Annotated in this window: 16 protein-coding genes; 12 read left to right on the top strand and 4 right to left on the bottom strand. The window is 62.1% G+C overall.

Going from position 1 to position 20,071, the window contains the following annotated elements; all coding sequences use genetic code 11:
* Window positions 1-56 precede the first annotated feature (56 nt).
* Window positions 57-1,910, top strand: a complete 1,854-nt coding sequence (locus tag ACLEJQ_RS02810) for a polyurethane esterase (RefSeq protein WP_440791968.1) — start codon at window positions 57-59, stop codon at window positions 1,908-1,910.
* A gap of 127 nt (window positions 1,911-2,037) precedes the next feature.
* Here the strand turns inward: ACLEJQ_RS02810 and ACLEJQ_RS02805 are convergent, their stop codons facing one another.
* On the bottom strand, window positions 2,038-2,262 hold the full coding sequence (locus ACLEJQ_RS02805) for a YgdI/YgdR family lipoprotein (RefSeq protein WP_440791966.1): 225 nt from the start codon (window positions 2,260-2,262) through the stop codon (window positions 2,038-2,040).
* 224 nt (window positions 2,263-2,486) lie between these two features.
* Here ACLEJQ_RS02805 and ACLEJQ_RS02800 point away from each other — a divergent pair, with 224 nt between their 5' ends.
* The 3 genes from ACLEJQ_RS02800 to ACLEJQ_RS02790 all read left to right on the top strand — a co-directional run bounded on the left by ACLEJQ_RS02800 (window position 2,487) and on the right by ACLEJQ_RS02790 (window position 8,571).
* Window positions 2,487-4,139: a VRR-NUC domain-containing protein gene (locus ACLEJQ_RS02800; protein ID WP_440791964.1), complete on the top strand. Its 1,653-nt coding sequence runs from the start codon at window positions 2,487-2,489 to the stop codon at window positions 4,137-4,139.
* Window positions 4,136-6,541, top strand: a complete 2,406-nt coding sequence (locus tag ACLEJQ_RS02795) for an ATP-dependent DNA helicase (protein WP_440791962.1) — start codon at window positions 4,136-4,138, stop codon at window positions 6,539-6,541. Before ACLEJQ_RS02800 ends, ACLEJQ_RS02795 begins: the two co-directional genes overlap by 4 nt.
* Before the next feature lie 98 nt (window positions 6,542-6,639).
* Window positions 6,640-8,571 carry a PAS domain S-box protein gene (locus ACLEJQ_RS02790; protein WP_440791960.1) on the top strand — a complete coding sequence of 644 codons (1,932 nt, stop codon included), beginning with the start codon at window positions 6,640-6,642 and terminating at the stop codon, window positions 8,569-8,571.
* A gap of 141 nt (window positions 8,572-8,712) precedes the next feature.
* On the opposite strand, the gene ACLEJQ_RS02785 is transcribed toward ACLEJQ_RS02790, so the two are convergent.
* On the bottom strand, window positions 8,713-8,943 hold the full coding sequence (locus ACLEJQ_RS02785; RefSeq protein ID WP_440792123.1) for a hypothetical protein: 231 nt from the start codon (window positions 8,941-8,943) through the stop codon (window positions 8,713-8,715).
* Between the two features lie 132 nt (window positions 8,944-9,075).
* Between ACLEJQ_RS02785 and ACLEJQ_RS02780 the strand changes: the two genes are divergently transcribed.
* Window positions 9,076-9,612: a hypothetical protein gene (locus ACLEJQ_RS02780; RefSeq protein ID WP_440791958.1), complete on the top strand. Its 537-nt coding sequence runs from the start codon at window positions 9,076-9,078 to the stop codon at window positions 9,610-9,612.
* Window positions 9,613-9,622: 10 nt separating this feature from the next.
* Here the strand turns inward: ACLEJQ_RS02780 and ACLEJQ_RS02775 are convergent, their stop codons facing one another.
* Window positions 9,623-10,960 carry a cation:proton antiporter gene (locus ACLEJQ_RS02775; RefSeq protein ID WP_440791956.1) on the bottom strand — a complete coding sequence of 446 codons (1,338 nt, stop codon included), beginning with the start codon at window positions 10,958-10,960 and terminating at the stop codon, window positions 9,623-9,625.
* Window positions 10,961-11,330: 370 nt separating this feature from the next.
* Between ACLEJQ_RS02775 and ACLEJQ_RS02770 the strand changes: the two genes are divergently transcribed.
* Genes ACLEJQ_RS02770 through ligD form a run of 4 tightly spaced genes read left to right on the top strand, consistent with a single transcriptional unit; the run spans window position 11,331 to window position 17,480 of the window.
* Window positions 11,331-12,716 (top strand): iron-containing redox enzyme family protein, encoded by a 1,386-nt coding sequence (locus ACLEJQ_RS02770; protein ID WP_440791954.1) that lies wholly within the window; start codon window positions 11,331-11,333, stop codon window positions 12,714-12,716.
* 9 nt (window positions 12,717-12,725) lie between these two features.
* Entirely contained in the window at window positions 12,726-13,727 is a 1,002-nt protein-coding gene (locus ACLEJQ_RS02765; protein ID WP_440791952.1) for a methyltransferase, read from the top strand.
* Entirely contained in the window at window positions 13,699-14,862 is a 1,164-nt protein-coding gene (locus tag ACLEJQ_RS02760; protein ID WP_440791950.1) for a carboxylate-amine ligase, read from the top strand. The genes ACLEJQ_RS02765 and ACLEJQ_RS02760 overlap by 29 nt, the downstream gene beginning before the upstream one ends.
* Window positions 14,859-17,480: a DNA ligase D gene (gene ligD, locus ACLEJQ_RS02755; RefSeq protein ID WP_440791948.1), complete on the top strand. Its 2,622-nt coding sequence runs from the start codon at window positions 14,859-14,861 to the stop codon at window positions 17,478-17,480. The genes ACLEJQ_RS02760 and ligD overlap by 4 nt, the downstream gene beginning before the upstream one ends.
* A gap of 250 nt (window positions 17,481-17,730) precedes the next feature.
* On the opposite strand, the gene ACLEJQ_RS02750 is transcribed toward ligD, so the two are convergent.
* Window positions 17,731-18,342 carry a Yip1 family protein gene (locus ACLEJQ_RS02750; protein WP_440791946.1) on the bottom strand — a complete coding sequence of 204 codons (612 nt, stop codon included), beginning with the start codon at window positions 18,340-18,342 and terminating at the stop codon, window positions 17,731-17,733.
* A gap of 168 nt (window positions 18,343-18,510) precedes the next feature.
* Here ACLEJQ_RS02750 and ACLEJQ_RS02745 point away from each other — a divergent pair, with 168 nt between their 5' ends.
* The 3 genes from ACLEJQ_RS02745 to ACLEJQ_RS02735 are packed head-to-tail and all read left to right on the top strand — an operon-like array spanning window position 18,511 to window position 19,997.
* Window positions 18,511-19,011 carry a CinA family protein gene (locus tag ACLEJQ_RS02745; protein ID WP_440791944.1) on the top strand — a complete coding sequence of 167 codons (501 nt, stop codon included), beginning with the start codon at window positions 18,511-18,513 and terminating at the stop codon, window positions 19,009-19,011.
* Window positions 19,012-19,021: 10 nt separating this feature from the next.
* Window positions 19,022-19,540, top strand: a complete 519-nt coding sequence (locus ACLEJQ_RS02740; RefSeq protein ID WP_440791942.1) for a hypothetical protein — start codon at window positions 19,022-19,024, stop codon at window positions 19,538-19,540.
* A 7-nt stretch (window positions 19,541-19,547) separates the two neighbouring features.
* Window positions 19,548-19,997, top strand: coding sequence for a DUF421 domain-containing protein (locus tag ACLEJQ_RS02735; RefSeq protein ID WP_440791940.1), 450 nt, complete (start codon window positions 19,548-19,550; stop codon window positions 19,995-19,997).
* The last annotated feature ends 74 nt before the right edge of the window (window positions 19,998-20,071 follow it).

Genomic DNA, 20,071 nt, shown 5'->3' with positions numbered 1-20,071 from the left:
AAAGTTTCGCGCAACTTCGAACACCCATTCCAACAACAAAAAAGCGAGCAAGCACCATGGGCATCTTCGACTACAAGCACCTCGGCACCCTCGAATCCAAAGCATTGGTCAGCGATGCGATGGCGATCATGTTGTATTCCTATCACAATCTCGACAACGGCTTTGCCGCCGGCTACCAGCACAACGGCTTCGGCGCCGGCCTGCCGGCAACGTTGGTCACTGCGCTGTTGGGCGGCACCGATTCCCAGGGCGTGATTCCCGGTGTGCCGTGGAATCCCGATTCGGAAAAACTCGCCCTGCAAGCGTTGCAAAAAGCCGGATGGACGCCCATCAGCGCTTCGCAACTGGGCTACGCCGGCAAAGTGGACGGGCGCGGCACATTCTTCGGCGAAAAGGCCGGCTACACCACCGCTCAGGTGGAAATACTGGGCAAGTACGATGGCGCCGGGCACCTGACGGAAATCGGCGTGTCGTTTCGCGGCACCAGTGGCCCGCGGGAAAACCTGATCGTCGATTCCATCGGCGATGCGATCAACGACCTGATGGCCGCGCTCGGGCCCAAGGACTATGCGAAAAACTACGCCGGCGAAGCCTTCGGCAACCTGCTCGGCGACGTCGCGCAGTTCGCCCAGGCCCACGGCTTGAGCGGCAAGGACGTGCTGGTCAGCGGCCACAGCCTGGGCGGGCTGGCGGTCAACAGCCTGGCGGATTTGAGCGCTGGCAGATGGTCGGGCTTCTATGACGATGCGAATTACATCGCTTACGCCTCGCCAACCCAAAGCAGCACGGACAAGGTGCTGAACATCGGCTACGAAAACGACCCGGTGTTCCGTGCTCTGGACGGTTCGACATTCAACCTGTCTTCGGTGGGCGTGCACGATACGCCGCAGGAATCGGCGACCAATAACATCGTCAGCTTCAACGATCACTATGCTTCGGCGACCTGGAACGTGTTGCCGTTTTCCATCCTCAACATCCCCACCTGGATTTCCCACCTGCCCACCGGTTATGGCGACGGCATGGGCCGGGTCATGGGGTCAGCGTTCTACGAACTCACCGAAAAGGACTCCACCGTCATCGTCGCCAACCTCTCGGACCCGACGCGAGGCAACACTTGGGTCCAGGACCTCAATCGCAACGCAGAGACGCATACTGGCAGTACCTTCATCATCGGCACCGACAAGGACGACCTGATCCAGGGCGGCCAAGGCAATGATTACCTCGAAGGCCGCGCCGGTAATGACACCTTCCGCGACGGTGGCGGCTACAACGTGATCCTTGGAGGGCAGGGCAACAACAGCTTGCAGTTACAGCAATCGATCAATGATTTGAGTGTCGCCCGGGATGGCGCCGGGACGCTGTACCTGCGCGATGCCCACGGCGGGATCAGTATCGCCCGCGATCTCGGCACGCTGATCAGCAAGGAGTCCGGATTGTTCTGGGGGCTGCTAAAAGATGAGGTGAGCCACAGCGTGACCGCCAACGGCTTGCTGGCCGGCAGTCACCTGACGGCCTACGCGTCATCGGTGCTGGGCAGCGCAACCAACGACACGCTGGTGGCGCGGGCGACCGGCGACTGGCTGTTCGGCCAGGACGGCAATGACACGCTGCTGGGAGGCAAAGGCAACGACACCTTCGTCGGTGGCGCGGGTAATGATCTGATGCAGTCGGGCGGCGGCAGTGACACCTTTATCTTCAATGGCGCGTTCGGCCAGGATCGCATCAGTGGTTTCGATGTCGGGGACAAGTTGGTGTTCATCGGCGTCCAGGGTGCAGGCAGCGGTTACGACTACAGCCAGCACCTGAGCCAGGTCGGCAGCGACACGCTGCTCACGGTTGGCGACAGCTCCGTGACGCTGGTCGGTGTAGCGCCAGGGCAGGTGGGAGGCGAAGGGATCGTGTTTGCCTGAGGCCGTCATCGCGAGCAGGCTCGCTCCCACAGGGGATCGGTGGTGAACTCAGATTTCAGACACCCGAGCCCTACTGTGGGAGCGAGCCTGCTCGCGATAGCGGTCCCACATTCCCCCCGATTCCGGATCAGTCTTCCTTACGAATCGTCGCCACATCATCCGCGCGGACCCGGACTTTCTTGCCGGAGATGTCCTCGAATTCATAGAAGCCGTCTTTGGTGCGGGTGTCGGGCGTGTCCTTGGTCAAATACTGGGTGCCGTTCTGCAACGTCACGACGGTAGGGGAAGAGCAGCCGGCCAGCGCAAGGAATGCCACGGCGACCAGGGGCAGGCCCAGAAACCTGATGTTCATAACCATAACCTCTCAAAATCAAAAGACACGGACCGGCTGATTCGATCGCGCCATCACGTTAGTCAACCGCCATTTGTCTCGCTTGCTGTAGGAAAGTTCATCGCCGTCAAAAGGATTTCACTCTTAAATATAGGAGACCGTTCATCCTTTACAGTTGCCTGGGCTGTTCGTAGCTGATATCTGTACGCATAACCAGTACTCCAGCATCCGTGGCGCTTCTTTTCGTGACAGCCAATCCCCTCGACGACCCGTTCTATTACCTGAACAACTTCCAGCAGGTACTCGCCTGGCTGTCGCAACGCTATGCCGATGTATTGGGCAACGAGGAGCAGCGTTTCATCGAGAATTTCTCCGCGCTGCCGCGCGTGTCCCAGGGTTTGCTGGTGCGGATGGTCATGCGCAAGGGGTTGCGTTTTCGCCACAGCAAGCTCAACTACGGGGAAATTGGCGACATCGGCAGCGCCGTCGCACCGTTGCTGACGCTCGGTTGGGTCGATGAACAGGCCCCCCTGGCGCTGGTCGAGCTGTTCGAAGTGCTGCTCAAGGCCGAAATCCTATCCTGCCTGGGCCATCTGATCGAACAGCCCAAGGCCAAGAAAGCCGAGTGGCTGCAGGCGCTGGAGGGCCAGTTCAGCCAACCCCAGGCGTTTCGCAGCTGGTGCCCGCAGCTTGAAGACCGGCTGTACAGCCTGACCGTCATGCCGCTTTGTGATCGATTGCGGTTGTTGTTCTTTGGCAATCTCTACCAGGACTGGTCGGAGTTCGTGCTCGCAGACCTCGGCATCTTCACCTACGAACCCGTTGAATTCAGCGCCGAGTCCCGCGGTTTGCGCAGCCGTCAGGACGTCGACGCCTGCCTGTTCCTCTACGACTGCCAGCTGCGCTTCGAAGCGGGCGAGGCCCTTGAAGAGGTCGTCGCCCACATCAATGGCTTGACCCTCGACAATCCTTGGCTGGAGCGACGTCGCGCCAAGCTGCTGTTCCAGATCGGCCAGCATGGCGAGCGCATCGGCGACTTCGCTCTGGCGCTGGGCATCTATCGCGATTGCACCTACCCCGGAGCCCGGCTGCGGATGATTCGCGTATTGGAGCGGATTGGCGAATACACCTTGGCCCTTGAACTGGGAGAGGCGGCCGCGCAGTCGCCGCAAAATGCCGCCGAAACCCAGGCGCTGCTAAGGATCTTGCCCCGGCTACGACGCAAGCTGGGTGGACCGCCGGTGCGGCGCAGCCTGGCGCGGGAAGTCGAGCGACTGGATCTGCATCTTCCCCGGCTCGATCCGACGTTGTCGGTGGAGTACCACGTCCAGGCCCACCTGCACGATGACGCTGCGCCCGTGCATTACGTCGAGAACAGCCTGATCAACTCATTGTTCGGCCTGTTGTGCTGGCCGGCGATATTCGCGCCGTTGCCGGGGGCGTTCTTCCACCCGTTCCAGCGCGGCCCGGTAGATTTGCTCAACGAAGATTTCCACGAACGGCGCGCCGAGCTGTTCGCCGCCTGTTTTGCCGAGTTGGACGATGGCCGTTATCGCCAGACCATCCTGCGTCGTTATACCGAGAAGTGGGGCGTACAGTCGCCTTTCGTGTTTTGGGGCGCGCTGTCCGAGGAACTGCTGGAACAAGCCCTCGATTGCCTGCCGGCCGAACACCTCAGGCACTGGTTCCTGCGCCTGTTGCTGGACATCAAGGCCAATCGCGCCGGCATGCCGGACCTGATCCAGTTCTGGCCGCAGCACAAGGCCTACCGCATGATCGAGGTCAAAGGCCCCGGCGATCGCCTGCAAGACAACCAACTGCGCTGGCTGGAGTTCTGTCACGAGCACCAGATGCCGGTTGCGGTGTGCTACGTACAGTGGGCGGAGCAGGGCGCGTGAACCCGGCGCCGAGCTACAGCATCGCGGTGCGCGCATTGTGTGAGTTCACCGCCAAGGTGGGTGACCTGGACCTGCGCTTCACCCCGTCGCCCACGGCCCTGGAAGGCATCGCCGGGCATCGCACCGTGGCCTCCCGCCGCAGCGAGGGTTACCAGGCCGAGGTCAGCCTCGAAGGCTGCTACCAGAGCTTGAAAGTAAAAGGCCGGGCCGACGGCTACGATCCGACCGGCAACTGCCTGGAAGAAGTGAAGACCTACCGTGGCGACCTGAGCAAGCAACCGCCCAATCATCGCCAGTTGCATTGGGCCCAGGCGAAAATCTACGGCTGGTTGATGTGCGACACATTGCAGCTGCCGCGCATTGACGTGGCGCTGGTGTATTTCGACATCGTCACCGAAAAGGAAACCTGCCTGGTCCAAAGCTTCGAGGCGACACAACTCCAGGCCTTTTTCGAAGCACAGTGCGCACTGTTCCTGGCCTGGGCCGAACAGGAAATGGCCCATCGCCAGGCGCGTAATCTCGGCGCACAAGTCCTGGCGTTCCCGCATGCCGGATTTCGGACGGGACAGCGTCACCTGGCCGAGTCGGTGTTCAAGGCGGTCAGCACCGGCCGCTGCCTGATGGCCCAGGCACCGACCGGGATCGGCAAGACGATTGGCACGCTGTTCCCGATGCTCAAGGCCCTGGCGCCGCAGCAGCTGGACAAGGTGTACTTTCTCACTGCAAAAACCCCGGGCCGCAAGCTGGCCCTGGAGGCGGCGCGGGTGATCAGCCACAGCGCGCCGTCCTTGCCGATGCGTGTGCTGGAAATGATCGCCCGGGACAAGGCTTGCGAGCACCCGGACAAAGCCTGCCATGGCGAGTCCTGCCCGCTGGCCCGTGGCTTCTACGACCGCCTGCCGGCAGCCCGGTCGGCCGCGAGTCAGGTGACCTTGCTCGATCAGGCGGCGCTGCGGGAAATAGCCTTGGCTCACCAGATCTGCCCGTACTACCTCAGCCAGGAAATGGCCCGTTGGGCCGACGTGGTGGTGGCCGACTACAACTATTATTTCGACTTCAGCGCCTTGCTCTTTGGCCTGGCCCAGGCCAACGGTTGGAACGTCGCGACCCTGGTGGACGAGGCCCACAACCTGGTGGAGCGGGGCCGGCAGATGTACAGCGCGACCCTGGACCAGGCGACGCTGGCAGCGGTACGCAAAACCGCTCCCGAGCCGTTGAAGAAAAGCCTGGAACGGGTCAATCGCCAGTGGAACGCCTTGCACGCGCCGCAAATCGCGGCCTACCAGGCGTATGACAGACCGCCGGAAAAGCTGCTCCAGGCGATGGCGAGCTGCACCACGGCCATCGGCGATTACCTCAATGATCATCCCCAAGGGCTGGACAGCGGCTTGCAAGGGTTTTACTTCGAGGCTCTGCAGTTCGGCCGGGTGGCAGAATCCTTCGACGAGAATTTCCTGTTCGACATCCACAAGCGCGAACTCGGCCGCCAACGCAGCCTGTCGACGCTGTGTCTGCGCAACGTGGTGCCGGCCGGGTTCCTGCGGCCGAGGTTGAAGGCGGCCCGCAGCAGCGTACTGTTTTCCGCGACCCTGAGCCCCCGGCACTATTACGCCGATCTGCTGGGTACGCCGGCGGATACGGTGTGGATCGATGTGGACTCGCCGTTCCAGGCCGAACAGTTGGACGTACGGATCGTCAGCCGGATATCTACGCGTTTTGCCCACCGCCAGGCGTCTCTGGAGCCGATTGTCGAATTGATGGCCCGCCAGTTCAGCGAGCGACCAGGCAACTACCTGGCGTTCTTCAGCAGCTTCGATTACTTGCAGCAGGTTGCCGGGTTGTTCGCCGAGCGCTACCCGGCGATTGCCACCTGGACGCAATCACGGGGCATGGGCGAAGCGCCGCGACAGGCTTTTCTCGAACGATTCATGGAGCACAGCCAGGGCATCGGCTTTGCGGTACTGGGCGGCGCGTTCGGCGAAGGCATCGACCTGCCAGGGTCACGGCTGATCGGCGCGTTCATCGCCACCCTGGGGCTGGCGCAGTTCAACCCGGTCAATGAACAGATGAAACAGCGCATGGCGGCGATTTTCGGTGATGGCTACGATTACACCTATCTGTACCCTGGCTTGCAGAAGGTGGTGCAAGCGGCCGGACGGGTGATCCGTACCCAACAGGATCGTGGAGTGGTGATGCTGATCGATGACCGGTTTGCCGAGGCCCGGGTACAGCACTTGTTGCCGCGTTGGTGGTCAGTCAATCAAGAGGGATGCAAAGCCCCTGGTGGGAGCGAGCTTGCTCCGGGCGGCGATCCGACGATGGCGGTGTTTCAGTTATCTGATGGGTGTCTGATCCATTGCTATCGCGAGCAGGCTCGCTCCCACAAGGGGGACGGGGGTTGATTCCGTGAGGTGCGTTTCCCCCCACAAGCCCCATGGTTTTTCCCAACACAGAGTTGCTCCATACTTTGCAAAATATCCCTACGGATGCCCCGGCCCAAATGCTTGAGAACGACCCAAAGACCCCGCGTGCAAATGAAGAGCAACGTTTTCGGCTGCTCATTGACGCCGTGGTCGACTACGCCATCTACATGACGGACCCGTCGGGGATCATCACCAGTTGGAATTCCGGTGCGCGGCGGTTCAAGGGGTACGAGGAATCGGAGATCCTGGGGCAGCACTTTTCTCGTTTCTACACCGATCAGGACCGCGCCGACGGCCTGCCGCAGCGCGCGCTGGACACCGCCATGCGCGAGGGGCGCTTCGAAGGCGAGGGCTGGCGGGTACGCAAGGACGGTACGCTGTTCTGGTCCCATGTGGTCATCGACCCGATCATCGACAGCCAGACCGGCCAATTGCTCGGGTTCGCCAAGATCACCCGCGACCTGACAGACCGCAAGATGGCCGAGGAGACCCTCAAGCAGAGCGAGCAGCAATTCCGCCTGTTGGTGCAGAGCGTCACTGACTACGCCATTTACATGCTCGATCCGGAGGGTCAGGTGACCAACTGGAACCAGGGCGCCCAGCGAATCAAGGGTTATCTGCCGATCGAAGCCATCGGCCGACATTTTTCGATGTTTTATACCGCAGAGGACCGCGCCGCTGGTGAACCACAGCGGGCGCTGAGCATCGCCGCCAGTGAGGGGCGCTTCGAAAAGAAGGGCTGGCGCGTGCGCAAGGATGGCACGCGATTCATGGCCCACGTGGTCATCGATGCGATCCGCAGCGATACCGGCACACTGTTGGGGTTTGCCAAGATCACCCGCGACATCACCGATGCCACCCTGGCGCAGCAAGCCCTCGAACAGGCTCGTGAAGCGTTGTTTCAATCCCAGAAGTTGCAAGCCATCGGCCAGCTCACCGGCGGCATCGCCCACGACTTCAACAACCTGCTGACGGTGATCCTCGGCAACCTGGAAATCGTGCGCAAGCGCATGCCTGCCGAGCCCAAGCTTGCGCAGTTGCTCGATAACGCCACCCAGGGCGCGTTGCGTGGGGTTTCCCTGACCCAGCGCATGCTGGCGTTTGCCCGTCGACAGAAACTCACCTCTGAATCGGTCGAACTGGCGGGGTTGGTCCAGGGCATCAGCGGGCTGCTGCAAAGCTCCATGGGGCCGGCGATCCACATCCAGACCTCCTTTGCCGAGTCGCTGTCACCCGTGCTGGCGGACGTCAACCAACTGGAACTGGCGGTCCTCAACCTGGCGACCAATGCCCGCGACGCCATGCCCCACGGCGGGCGGATCGTGATCGCCGCCCATGAACGCGATGCCAGTGAGGCCGGGCAGGACAAGCTGATGGCTCCGGGGCGTTATGTCTGCCTGTCGATCACCGATGAAGGCGAGGGCATGGATGAGGCGACGCTGGCCTCGGCGGTGGATCCGTTTTTCACCACCAAGGGGGTGGGCAAGGGCACGGGCCTGGGATTGTCCATGGTCCACGGCCTGGCCGAACAGTTGGGCGGACGCCTGACGCTCAAGAGCCAGAAAGGCGTCGGCACCAGCGCCGAATTGTGGCTGCCCGTGGCGGGCAGTTCGGCCCCGGGCCAGGCACCGGCCCAGGACACCACCGCACCGCCGGTCGACGAACTGCTGGTGCTGGTGGTCGACGATGACAGCCTGGTATTGACCAGCACCCGGTTGCTGATCGAAGACCTGGGGCACCGGGTGCTGTGTGCCCCCTCCGGCGCCCAGGCGCTGGAGCTGTTCGAGCGCAACCGAGACGTCGACCTGGTGATTACCGACATGGCCATGCCACAGATGGACGGCGCACAACTGGCCAAACTGCTGCGCGACCGGCAACCGGACCTGCCCATCATCCTCGCCACCGGCTACGCCGAGCGCCTGGAAGGCTTCGCCACCCAACTGCCACGGCTGACCAAGCCATTCAAGCAGATTGACCTGGTGCAGGTGATCGGCCAGACGATGAAATGATTTGATGCTCAGTCCCCGTGGCGAGGGAGCTTGCTCCCGCTGGGCTGCGTAGCGGCCCCAAAAAGCTGGGGACCGCTGCGCGCTCCAGCGGGAGCAAGTTCCCTCGCCACAAGGGGCGGTGTGCCAAAAGAAGCACACCCCTCATTCAGTATTCTTCTTGAACCCCCGCACATTCATCGCGCACAGGCAGAATTGCAACGCGATCAGCGCATAGGCATCGGTGTGCAACCCCCAGGCCACCCATAGGATATTGCTCGCGATAAAACAACTGAACCCCACCATCCGCCGTCGTGGCTGGCGCGAGCCAATCAACCAGGCCGCGAGCACCGTCACGATCATTGCTGGCCATTGCAGCCATCCAAGCCAATCCACAACGTCCTCCTCATGCTTGTGATCCTCTAAAAGACCCTGTCGGTGCGGCGGCGTTTCGTCCATTGGCGTGAACTTGCCGAACGCTCGATTCTTCTAAAGGTTCGCAGCCATTACCGAGGAACCGCCACTCCAATGCCGAGAATCCTGACCACCCAGACCCCGGAAGAAGAACTGACGGAACACAACGCCAAGTTGTTCGGATCACCCAAGGAACGGCTGGATTTCTACCGCCGCGAGATCCAGTACGAAACCAGCATCCTGGCCAATCGCACCGATGCGTACCTGGCCGCTCAGTCGTTTCTGGTCATTGCCTTCGCATCCTGCATGGCGAACCTGAACCCGGAGTGGGGCAAGTTGTTCACCCTGATCGTCCCGCCATTCCTGGCGCTGCTCGGCGTCCTGAGTTCGCTCAATGCCTGGCCCGGTATTCATGCGGCCTACGAGATCATCGGCCACTGGCACTTCAAACAAAGCGAGCTGTTGCGCGCCGAGCCGATGATGGGCCTGGTCTACGACGAGTCGCCGCTGTTCAGCGAGCGTGAGTCGACCCAAAAGGGCTATCGCAAATCGCTGCTGTTTTCCCTGCGCACGCCTTGGATCTTTGCCGGGTTCTGGGTGCTGCTGGGGGTGTATTCGGTGTTCATCCAGGTGACCGATCCCGGCGGCTGAACCGTGCTGCTCAGTCTGCCCGCTTGCGGCGTTCGTACCAGGCTAGCGTCGGCTGGGTGCTCACCCCGTGCACCAGGATGCTCAGGGCCACTACTGACAGCGTGAGGTCGATGCACACCCCGGCCACCTCAGGTTGCAGGTCGTGGTTCAAGGCGTAGAACAGATAGAACAGGCTGCCGATGCCGCGAATGCCGAACCAGCCGATGAGCATCCGTTGCGGGCCGTCAAGCAAACGGCCCCACGGCATCAACAGCACGCTCAACGGCCGGATCACCACGAACAGCAGCGCACCGATGCCCAGGGCGCGCCAGTCCCAGTGGTTGGCCAGCACCACCCCCAGCAGTGTCGCCAGAAACACCTCCATGGAGCGCTCCACCAGACTGCCGAAGGCGAGCATGTCGCCCATCATCACCCCGGCAGCCACTTGGCCTTCTTCCAGGGATTCGGTGTCGCCCAGGACGGCCTGCTCGGGATCGACGGCTTCGTGGCCCACTACCGGCTGCACCAGATGCTCTGCCGGTGGCGCGTTTTCATCGGTGGATCGCACCTCGGCCTGACGCAGGCCCAGCCCCGCCGCAAAGACCGAAAGAAAGCCGTAGGCCTGCACCCAGACGGCTGCGACGTAGGCCAGGGCGATCAGCGCCAGTGCCAGATAGTCGTTGGGTGACAGCGTGCTGTCGGCATTCCTGATACGCATCGACAAGGTCAATCTGCCGATGCCGCGGCCCATCCAGTAGCCGATCAGCAAGCCGACCGGCACCGCCCATAACAGGTTCAGCAGGATCCAATCGGAGACAAACCCGTTGCCGTCCTCGCGCAGCATCAACAGGCCCAGGATCACGAACGGGAACGCCGTGCCATCGTTCAACCCGGCTTCGCCCGACAGGCCGAACCGCACCCGGTCGTCGTCGCGAGCATCGTTGACCTGTACCAGCGCGGCCAGTACCGGGTCGGTGGGCGCGAGGATCGCGGCAATCAGCATCGCCACGCCCCATGCGAGGCCAAACAGATAATGCAGGGCCAGGCACAACCCGGCGATCGACAGGATCATCACCGGCCCGGCCAGGCCATACGCCACGCGCCAGGCGTGGTTCTTGAAAGCCAGGCGCAACTTGAGGCCGCTGACGAACAGCGAGAACACCACGGCGACTTCCGTCAGGTGTTCCATCCACACCGATGAGTCGCCCAGGTCCAGCTTCAACAGGCCCAGCCCCGCAGGCCCGATGACAACGCCCAGCGCCAGGCACATCGCCGAAGTCGTTACCGGCATCCAGCGCAAGTAGGAAGATGTCAGGGCCAGGGTCAGCAATACGGCACCGAGCACCGCTACCCACACTGTGAAGATCATGGTTGCTCCTTGGGTAGTGAATGGCCCTGTCTCATGGGCGAGAGCGCTTTTGTGGCAAAGGAGCTTTTGTGGCAGGGAGCTTGCTCCCGCTCGAGTGCGAAGCGCTCGCAAGTTTCTTGGGGCTGCTTCGCACCCCAGCGGGAGCAAGCTCCCTCGCCACAAAGGCGCTCCTGCCACAAAAAACAGTTTTGCCTGGGGTGAGGGCTATACCATTCGAGACCCAAAGCGAAGCGAGGGTTCCTTCGCAAACAGCGCTATCCCGTTTATCCGGCTGTCAGACAATCCAAGGGAATTTTTTTGCCCTTCAAAGGCTCTGCCAACTATAGAGACGTGCCTATTCAGCGTCCTGCCGAGAACCCAAGAGGCCCTTATGACTGCGCTGACACCCCTCCAATCCAGGCCCGCAACCGTGCAACCCATCGCCGCTGGCGGGACTGTCCGCCAATGCTACGAACGGCTGCTGCAAGGCCCGGACGATGCCGACAGACAATCCATCGCCCAGGCGTTCCTGGAGCAATGCCTCGAACAGGCAGCGGCCTTGCCCCAGGAAACGCCAGACGACCCCACGGCCCTGCAGGCCTGGGTCGAGCAGCACAGTGCCGGCGTCGCCCTGCAATATGCCGACTACCTCGAACGGCGCAAAAGCGGCGGCCCTCGGGAATTTTTCAGCAACAAAGCCCACGCCCTGTATTTCCTCCAGGCGGTAGCGCCGACCAAACTGGTGGACGGTGCCTGGCTCTATGGCGTGCTCAAGCACTGGCACGACCACCGTTTCGAAGGGCTGCTGTGCACCTACCTCGAAGAGCTGGGCGATGGCAGTCCGGCGCAGAATCACGTGGTGATCTATCGCAAGCTGCTCGCTGAACACGGTCTGCAAGACATGCCGGACATCGACGACGAGCGCTACCTGCAAGGCACTGTGCAACTGGCCCTGGGATACGCCGGCGATGAATACCTGCCCGAGGTCATCGGTTACAACCTGGGCTATGAACAACTGCCGTTGCACCTGTTGATCAGCGCCTACGAGTTGGCCGAACTGGACATCGATCCGTACTATTTCACCCTCCACGTGACCATCGACAACGCCAGCACCGGCCACGCTCAAAAAGCGGTGCAAGCCTTGATGCAACTGCTGCCGATGGAAGCCGACCGCGAGGCGTTCTGGCGGCGGGTCACCCTGGGCTATCGCCTCAACGACCTGGGACAGGGCAGCCGGGCGATCATCGAAGCGTTCGACCTGGACCGTGAAGTGCTGGACATGCTCGAACGCAAGCGCCCGTTCGGCCAGCACATGCATTCGGACTACTGCAAGTTCGAAGGCAAGACCGTCAATGAGTGGCTTTCGGCACCGGGCCAACTGGAAGGGTTCCTCACGGCGATGCAGAACAAGGGCTGGATCAAGCGGCATGAAGACCCGCAGAACAGCCGCTTCTGGACCCTGATCGAAGGCGCCGGCGCCGCGATGTTCGGGGTGTTCAGCCCCTATGAAAAACAATTGCTGCACGACTGGATTGCCGGCGACTGGCTCAAGCAGGGCTCGCGCAGGGCGCCACGGCGCAGCCTGGGCGCGGCGTGTGAGTCACAAGTCGGCGTGGAAGATCCGGACGTCCTGGCCCTTGAACAGACTTTGCGCGGCCAGGCCCCAGATGAGCAGATGCAGACCCTGATGCCGTGGTTGTCCGCCCGTTGCCATAGTCATCCGGCCGGGCTGCTGGCGACGCGTCGATTCATCGAACTCAAATCCGTACTGCGCTAGGAGCTTTGCATGAGTGAGGAAGAACGCCTGTCCGAGTCCGACCTGGCGCTGTTGCAATTGGGCCGGCGGCTGCAAGCCGACGGTTATCGATTTATTACCCCGACGCCCTTGACCCACGAGCGGGTCAACCAGCGGCCCGGCAATGAACGCTCCAAGACCCTGCGGGACGTGTTCGGCTGGTCGCGTCCCTTCGCGCCAGGCTTGATCTCGGCGGATGAGCAGCGGCAATTGCAGGCGGCCGATGTGCTGCAAGAGTGCGCCGGGCTGCTGCGCAGTCGGGTGCGCTGGTCGAGCCTGGACGGCCTGCTGTTTGCCCATTCGCAATTTCCTACCCAAGCCAGCGACGCGGTGTTTTTCGGCCCCGACAGCTACCGCTTTGCTCAACTGATCCATAGTCACTTGCAACAGAACTTCACGGCGGTGCATCGCGCCGTGGACATCGGCTGCGGGGCCGGCGTCGGGGCCATCGTGATTGCCCGCGCCCGTCGTGAAGCCCAGGTCCTGGCCCTGGACATCAACCCGCTGGCCCTGCGGCTGACAGCGGTCAATGCTGCGCTGGCCGAAGTGGCCAACGTCGAGATCGCCCACAGCGATGTACTCAAGGATGTACAGGGCAATTTCGACCTGATCGTCGCCAACCCGCCGTACATGGCCGACCCCTCCGAGCGCGCCTACCGCCACGGCGGCGGCGCGTTGGGGGCCGGGCTGTCGTTGCGCATCGTCGAACAGGCCTTGCCCCGGCTGACGCCCGGTGGCTCGTTGGTGCTCTATACCGGCGTGGCGATGGTCGATGGCCGCGATCCGTTCCTGGAAGCGCTGGGCACCTGGCGCGACTCGGCGGATTTCGGTTGGACCTACAAGGAATTGGACCCGGATGTGTTCGGCGAGGAACTGCTGACACCGGGTTACCAGGACGTGGAAAGGATCGCCGTGGTGGCGTTGGTCGTGACCCGCATCGGTGCGGGTATCGGAGGGAATATCGATGAACAGGCGTCTGAAGTTCGGCATTGAAGAGGAATATTTCATTACCGACCTGCAAACCCGACGCATGCCCGGCCAGCCACCGGCGGCCGCTGTCGCGGCGTGCCAGGCCGAGCTGGGCAAGCATTTCGCCCATGAGATGTTCCAGTGTCAGGTCGAGATGGCATCGCCGACCTTTCGCAGCCTGCCCGAGGCCGCCGATTACCTGACCCAGGTGCGCACCGGCCTGACCAAGTGCCTGGCGGAACATGACCTGGGGTTGCTCTGCGCCGGCTCCCATCCCATGACCACCGCAGACCTGCAGCCCACCGACGAGTTGCACTTCCAGCAGTTGTTCGATGATTACCAACGGGTGGCGCGGCGCAGTGTGCTGTCGGGCCTGCACGTACACGTCGAGGTGCCGGTGGACCGGGATCGGGTCCGGGTCATGAACGAGGTGTTGCCCTGGCTGCCGATGCTGCTGGCGTTGAGCGCCTCGTCACCGTTCTGGAATGGCGCGTACAGCGGCTTCAGCAGTTACCGCCAGACCGCTTGCGATGAATGGCCGCGCATGGGCGTCCCAGAGTTCTTCGAGGACGAGGCGGCGTTTTCCCGTTACATCGACATGCTCAGCCGCACCGGCGCCATTCGCCAGGCCAGCGACTGCTGGTGGGTGCTGCGGCCATCGTCGCGCTATCCGACGTTGGAACTGCGCATCTGCGACGCCTGCCCACGGGTGGAAGACGCGTTGTGCCTGGTCTCGCTGTTTCGGGTGATGGTCGCCCATGCGATTGCCCAGCCTCAGCCCGGCTCACGGTACAGCCCGATGTCTTACTGGATCCTCAAGGAAAACCGCTGGCGTGCCAAGCGCCACGGGATCCTCGCCGAGTTCATCGACGAAGGGCAGGAGCAACCGTTGCTGATCGGTGAGTGGCTCACGTTGGCAGAAGAAACTTTCGGCGACACTGCTGCCGAGCTGGGCGTACCGGAAGTGTTCCGGCAAGCACGGCGGATTGTCCAGGAAGGCAGCAGCGCTGATCGGCAAGTAGTCGTCTACGAACAAGGCCTGCTGCTGGGCGATTCCACCGAAGAAGCGTTGAGCCGGGTCGTCGATCAACTGTTGTCGGAAACCGCCGGGATGCCGGTGGCCCCGCCGACGCTGCAAAAAGCCGCAGGTGGAGAATGACCAGCAAGACCCTTGATGACTACAACCGCATGCGCGATTTCGCCGCCACTCCGGAGCCTGCGGCCAAGCGTGCGCGCCAATCGAAAAAAACCGCCCACGCCTTGCAGTTCTGTATCCAGAAGCACGACGCCACGCGCCTGCACTACGACTTTCGCCTGGAGCTGGACGGTGCGCTCAAGAGCTGGGCGGTGCCCAAGGGACCGTCCCTGGACCCCAAGTCCAAGCGCCTGGCGGTGCATGTCGAAGACCATCCACTGGATTATGCGACGTTTGAAGGCAGTATCCCCGAAGGCCATTATGGCGCGGGAGACGTGATCGTCTGGGACCGGGGCGTGTGGATTCCTCAGGGCGACCCGCACGAAGCCTATGAAAAAGGCCGGCTCAAGTTCGAGCTGCAAGGCGAAAAGCTCGCTGGTCTGTGGAACCTGGTGCGCACTCATATGCCGGGCAAGCAGGAGCAGTGGTTTCTGATCAAGCATCAGGACGAGGCGGCCCGGCCCGAGAGTGAATACGACGTGGTGCAGGCCGAGCCGGACAGCGTGCTCAGCGACCGCACCCTCGTGCCCAAGCGGCGGGGCAAGACCGCTGCCGCCAAAGCCGTGAAGCAACCGGAAAAAGCCGCCAAACCCAAGGCGGCCAGAAAATCCACCAAAGCCACGCTTAGCGGCGCGGCACCGGGGCCGCTTCCGGAAACCCTCAAGCCGGAACTGGCGACCCTGGTGGACAGCGCTCCCGACGGCGAATGGCTGTACGAAATCAAGTTCGACGGGTATCGGGTCATGGCGCGCATCGACAACGGTGAGGTGCGGCTGACCACCCGCAATGGCCACGACTGGACGCACAAACTGCCCAAGCAAGCCGAAGCCCTGGCGGCGCTGGGCCTGGAGTCGGCCTGGCTCGATGGGGAGATGGTGGTCGCCAACGAGCAGGGCGTGCCGGACTTTCAGGCCCTGCAAAACGCCTTTGATGCCGGGAGCAGTGGCAAGATCGCTTATTACCTGTTCGACTTGCCGTACCTCAACGGCATGGACCTGCGCAAAGTGCCGGTCGAAGAGCGGCGGACTGCGCTGGCGGCCGTGCTCAAGGACAACGAGGACCCGCTGTTACGGTTCTCCGACTCGTTCGAGGAAACCCCCGAGGCCTTGCTCAACAGCGCCTGCCAGATGCAGATGGAAGGGCTGATCGGCAAACGGGTGGGCAGTGCCTATGTATCCCGGCGCAGCAATGACTGGATCAAACTCAAGTGCAAGCGACGCCAGGAATTCGTGGTGGTGGGCTTCAGCGAACCCAAGGGCGCTCGCAGTGCATTCGGTGCCTTGCTACTGGGCTTGCATGACGCTGACAGCGGTGAGTTGCGCTACGCCGGCAAGGTCGGCACCGGTTTCAATGAAGCAACGCTCAAAAGCATCTACCAGCAACTCTTGCCACTGGAAACCAAGAAGGCCGCGGTGGTTAATCCGCCCACGGGTTATGAGGCCAAAGGCGTGCACTGGCTTGAGCCGACCCTGCTGGCCGAGGTGGCGTTCGCTGAAATGACCAAGGAAGGCTCGGTGCGCCACGCGGTGTTTCATGGCCTGCGCAATGACAAACCTGCCAAAGACATCACTGAGGAGCTGGCGAAACCCGTGAAGAAGCCCACGGCTGCAAAAAAAACTGCACAGAAAGAGCCCGCCCCCGAACATGCCAAGCCCAAAACCAAGGCGAAAGCCAAGGCCGCCCCAGCGCAGGCCATGGAGGGCAAGGTGCGCATCACCCATCCGGAGCGGGTGATCGACGCCAGCAGCGGTACGACCAAGCTGCAACTGGCGGAGTACTACGCCAGCGTCGCCGAATTCATCCTGCCGCAGCTGGCCGACCGCCCGGTGGCGTTGGTCCGGGCGCCGGACGGGATTGCCGGGGAGTTGTTCTTCCAGAAGAACGCCGAGCGCCTGGCGATCCCCGGCATCACCAGCCTGGACAAGTCAGTCACCGGCCATCCGGTGATGATCATCAACAATCCTGAAGCGCTGATCGGCGCGGTGCAGATGAGCACGGTGGAGTTGCACACCTGGAACGCTACGACCGTGGACCTGGAAAAACCCGACCGTTTCGTACTCGACCTCGACCCGGACCCGGCGCTGCCATGGAAAAGCATGGTCGAGGCCACGCAACTGACCCTGACCGTGCTGGACGAGCTGGGGCTCAAGGCGTTTCTCAAGACCAGCGGCGGCAAGGGCATCCACATCGTGGTGCCGCTGACGCGCAAGCTGGGTTGGGATGAGGTCAAGGATTTCAGCCATGCCATCGTCAGTCATATCGCCAAGCTGCTGCCGGACCGTTTCTCGGCGGTGTCGGGACCGAAGAACCGGGTAGGGCGGATCTTCATCGATTACCTGCGCAATGGCCTTGGCGCGACCACCATTTGCGCCTACGCCGCACGCACCCGCGAAGGGCTGCCGGTCTCGGTGCCGATTTTTCGCGAGGAGGTGGCTGAGCTTAAAGGCGCCAACCTGTGGAATGTGCACAACGTCCACGAGCGCCTGGCGGAAGTCGGCCATGAACCTTGGGCTGATCTGAAGAAAACCCGACAAAGCATCACTGCCGAGATGCGCCGGCGGATTGGGATGAAAAAATCCTGAGGTGTTGAGTAAACCTGTGGCGAGGGGCTTTCCAGAAGCTGGACTGACAAGGCGCTTATGCTTTTGTGGCGAGGGAGCTTGCTCCCGCTGGGCTGCGCAGCAGCCCCATCAGGCCGGATACTGCAGTGGGCCAGGGTGAACTGTGTCAAGTTTGCGAGGGGGCCGCTTCGCGCCGGAGCGCCAGCCCGGCCCAGCGGGAGCAAGCTCCCTCGCCACGGGTTCTATGCCATTCAGGCCGTCTCTCGCACTATCAGCCCACGGGGACCCGCAGGTATTCGGGCTGCAGGACGTTGAACCATAGCAGGATCATTTCCACCAGAATGGTCACCAGCACCAGTAGGCCCACACCCCAGACGCTGGCCGAATACAGCAAGCCCTGTTCCTTCTTGAGGTTCATGAACTTGGGCAGGCCGACGAACAGCAGGAAAGTCGAATAGGCCGACGCCGCCAGTAGCACGATGACCGCCAGCCAACGGTTGGGATAGACCCCGAACACACCGGCCAGGAAGTAGGGGGTAGCGGTATAGGCGGCGAAACCGATGCACTGGTTGACCGAAGGCCGCGCATCGAAGGTGCGGGACATCCAGCGAATGAACAGCCCCATGAGCACGATGCCGACGACGATGGTCAGGTACAGCAACACGCACAGTTGCAACGCACTGGCGCTGTTGAGTCGGACCGTTTCGTTTTCCGCCAGGCTCCAACCGGTCCACGTCACGCCGATGAACAGGCAGACCGCCGGGATCAGCGCCAACAACAGCAGATGGCCAAGGTAGTGGCGCGGGTGCGCCTGTTCCTGTTCGCGGATGTCCTTCCAGGCGAACTCGGGGTTGGTGAACAGTTTGACGAAGGATGCAGACATGACGACCTCCTGATCGAGACAGCCTCCGCATGAGGCCCTTATGGTTTTGAGGTGCGGGATCGGCCAGGGGTTTCATTTTTCTGGGAGCCGCGGCCCGCAGGGCGATCAGAGGGAATGATTCGCCGCGCCAAGGGTCAACCCATCAGCATCCCTGAAGGACTTGTTGCCATGACTGTTGCCCAATCCCTGGTTGAATATTTGCGCGAGCATGAGCTGCGCCTGACCACGGCGGAGTCCTGCACCGCCGGGCAAATTGTCACGCTGCTGGCCGAGGTGCCGGGCAGTGGTTCGCTGATCGAAAGCGGGTATGTGGTGTATTCCCCCGAGGCCAAGCAACGGCTGCTGGGAGTGAGCCCGCAGACCATCGATACGTTCAACCTCACCAGTCGCCAGGTGGCCGAGGAAATGGCGCTGGGCGCCTTGCACGATGCCGATGCCAACGTGGCGGTGGCCACCACCGGAATCCTGGGACCGGATGACATGGACGGAATTCCCGCCGGCACCGTATGTTTTGCCTGGGCATTCGATATCAATGGCAGGCGCGCGCTGTTCAGCCGTCGGGAGCGCTTTTTCGGCAGTCGCAACCAGGTGCAGCGCAGCGCCAGCGAACACGCACTGATGCAGTTGCGGCATTTTCACCAGCGCGCCCTGGCGGGTGAATGCCGTTAGGGAGCGAGCCATGAGTGAAGGCAGCAGACCGGACGATCTGCACGACCGCGTGTTTCCGGTACGCGAGGACATGGCTTACCAGCTCAAGGTCTGGCGATTCGAGCGGGTGGGCTGGTATGCACTGGTATTGCTGGTGATCCTCACCTTGCTGGGGTTGTTTTCCCACGGCCCTTTGAGCAGCCGAGACCTACACAGCAGCGACGGGCGGTTGAGCGTCGAGTATGAACGGTTTCATCGCAGCGGCTCGACCAATCCCATGCTTGTTCGTTTGAAAGGCCAACCCAATGCGCTACTGGAGGTGGAGCTGGGTGGAGACTGGCTGGAGGGTTTTGACGTGCAAGCGGTGCAGCCCCAGCCTACGCGCTCGGCCAGCGCGGGGCAGGGCTTGAAATTCTGGGTCCAGACCGACGCCCAGGGCGAGGCGAGTCTCTATCTGTCCCTGCTCAGCGAAGGCCTGGGGACTTACCACAGCCGGATTGCCATGCCCGGTGGCGCGGCAGTCACTTTCGATCAATTCATTTTTCCTTAGGTGACCTATGGATTCGGTGCTGCGGGCCGCCGCGATATACCTGGCGTTGATGGTGCTGTTCAAGATCGCCGGGCGTCGTTCGTTGGCGGAACTCACCACGTTCGATTTCGTCTTGCTGATGATCATCGGCGAGGCCACCCAGCAGGCCCTGCTGGGGGACGATTTTTCGTTGACCAATTCGCTGATGGTGATTGTCACGCTGATTGCCATCGATGTGGGGCTGTCGTTGCTTAAACAGCGTTCCAGATGGGTGTCGCAGCTGATCGATGGCGGGCCGACCGTCATTGTCGAGAATGGGCGGATTTTGCAGGGGCGGATGCGGCATGCGCGGTTGGTGGAGGCGGACATCATGGAAGCGGCTCGTTCGAGCCAGGGGATTGAGACGCTGGAGCAGATCAAGTTTGCGATTATTGAGCGTAATGGGAAGATTTCGGTGATTGCCAAGGAGTCCTCTTGATCGGTTGTTTAGATCGTTGTGGGAGCGAGGTTGCTCGCGATGGCGGCCTAGTGTCGACCTGGATTTTCGTGTGC

This window comes from Pseudomonas sp. SMV71 (assembly GCF_052042015.1).
In the GTDB taxonomy this organism is placed as follows: Bacteria; Pseudomonadota; Gammaproteobacteria; order Pseudomonadales; family Pseudomonadaceae; genus Aquipseudomonas.
The sequence above is the reverse complement of the archived record's forward strand: the minus strand, read 5'-3'. Positions and strand labels throughout refer to the sequence as shown.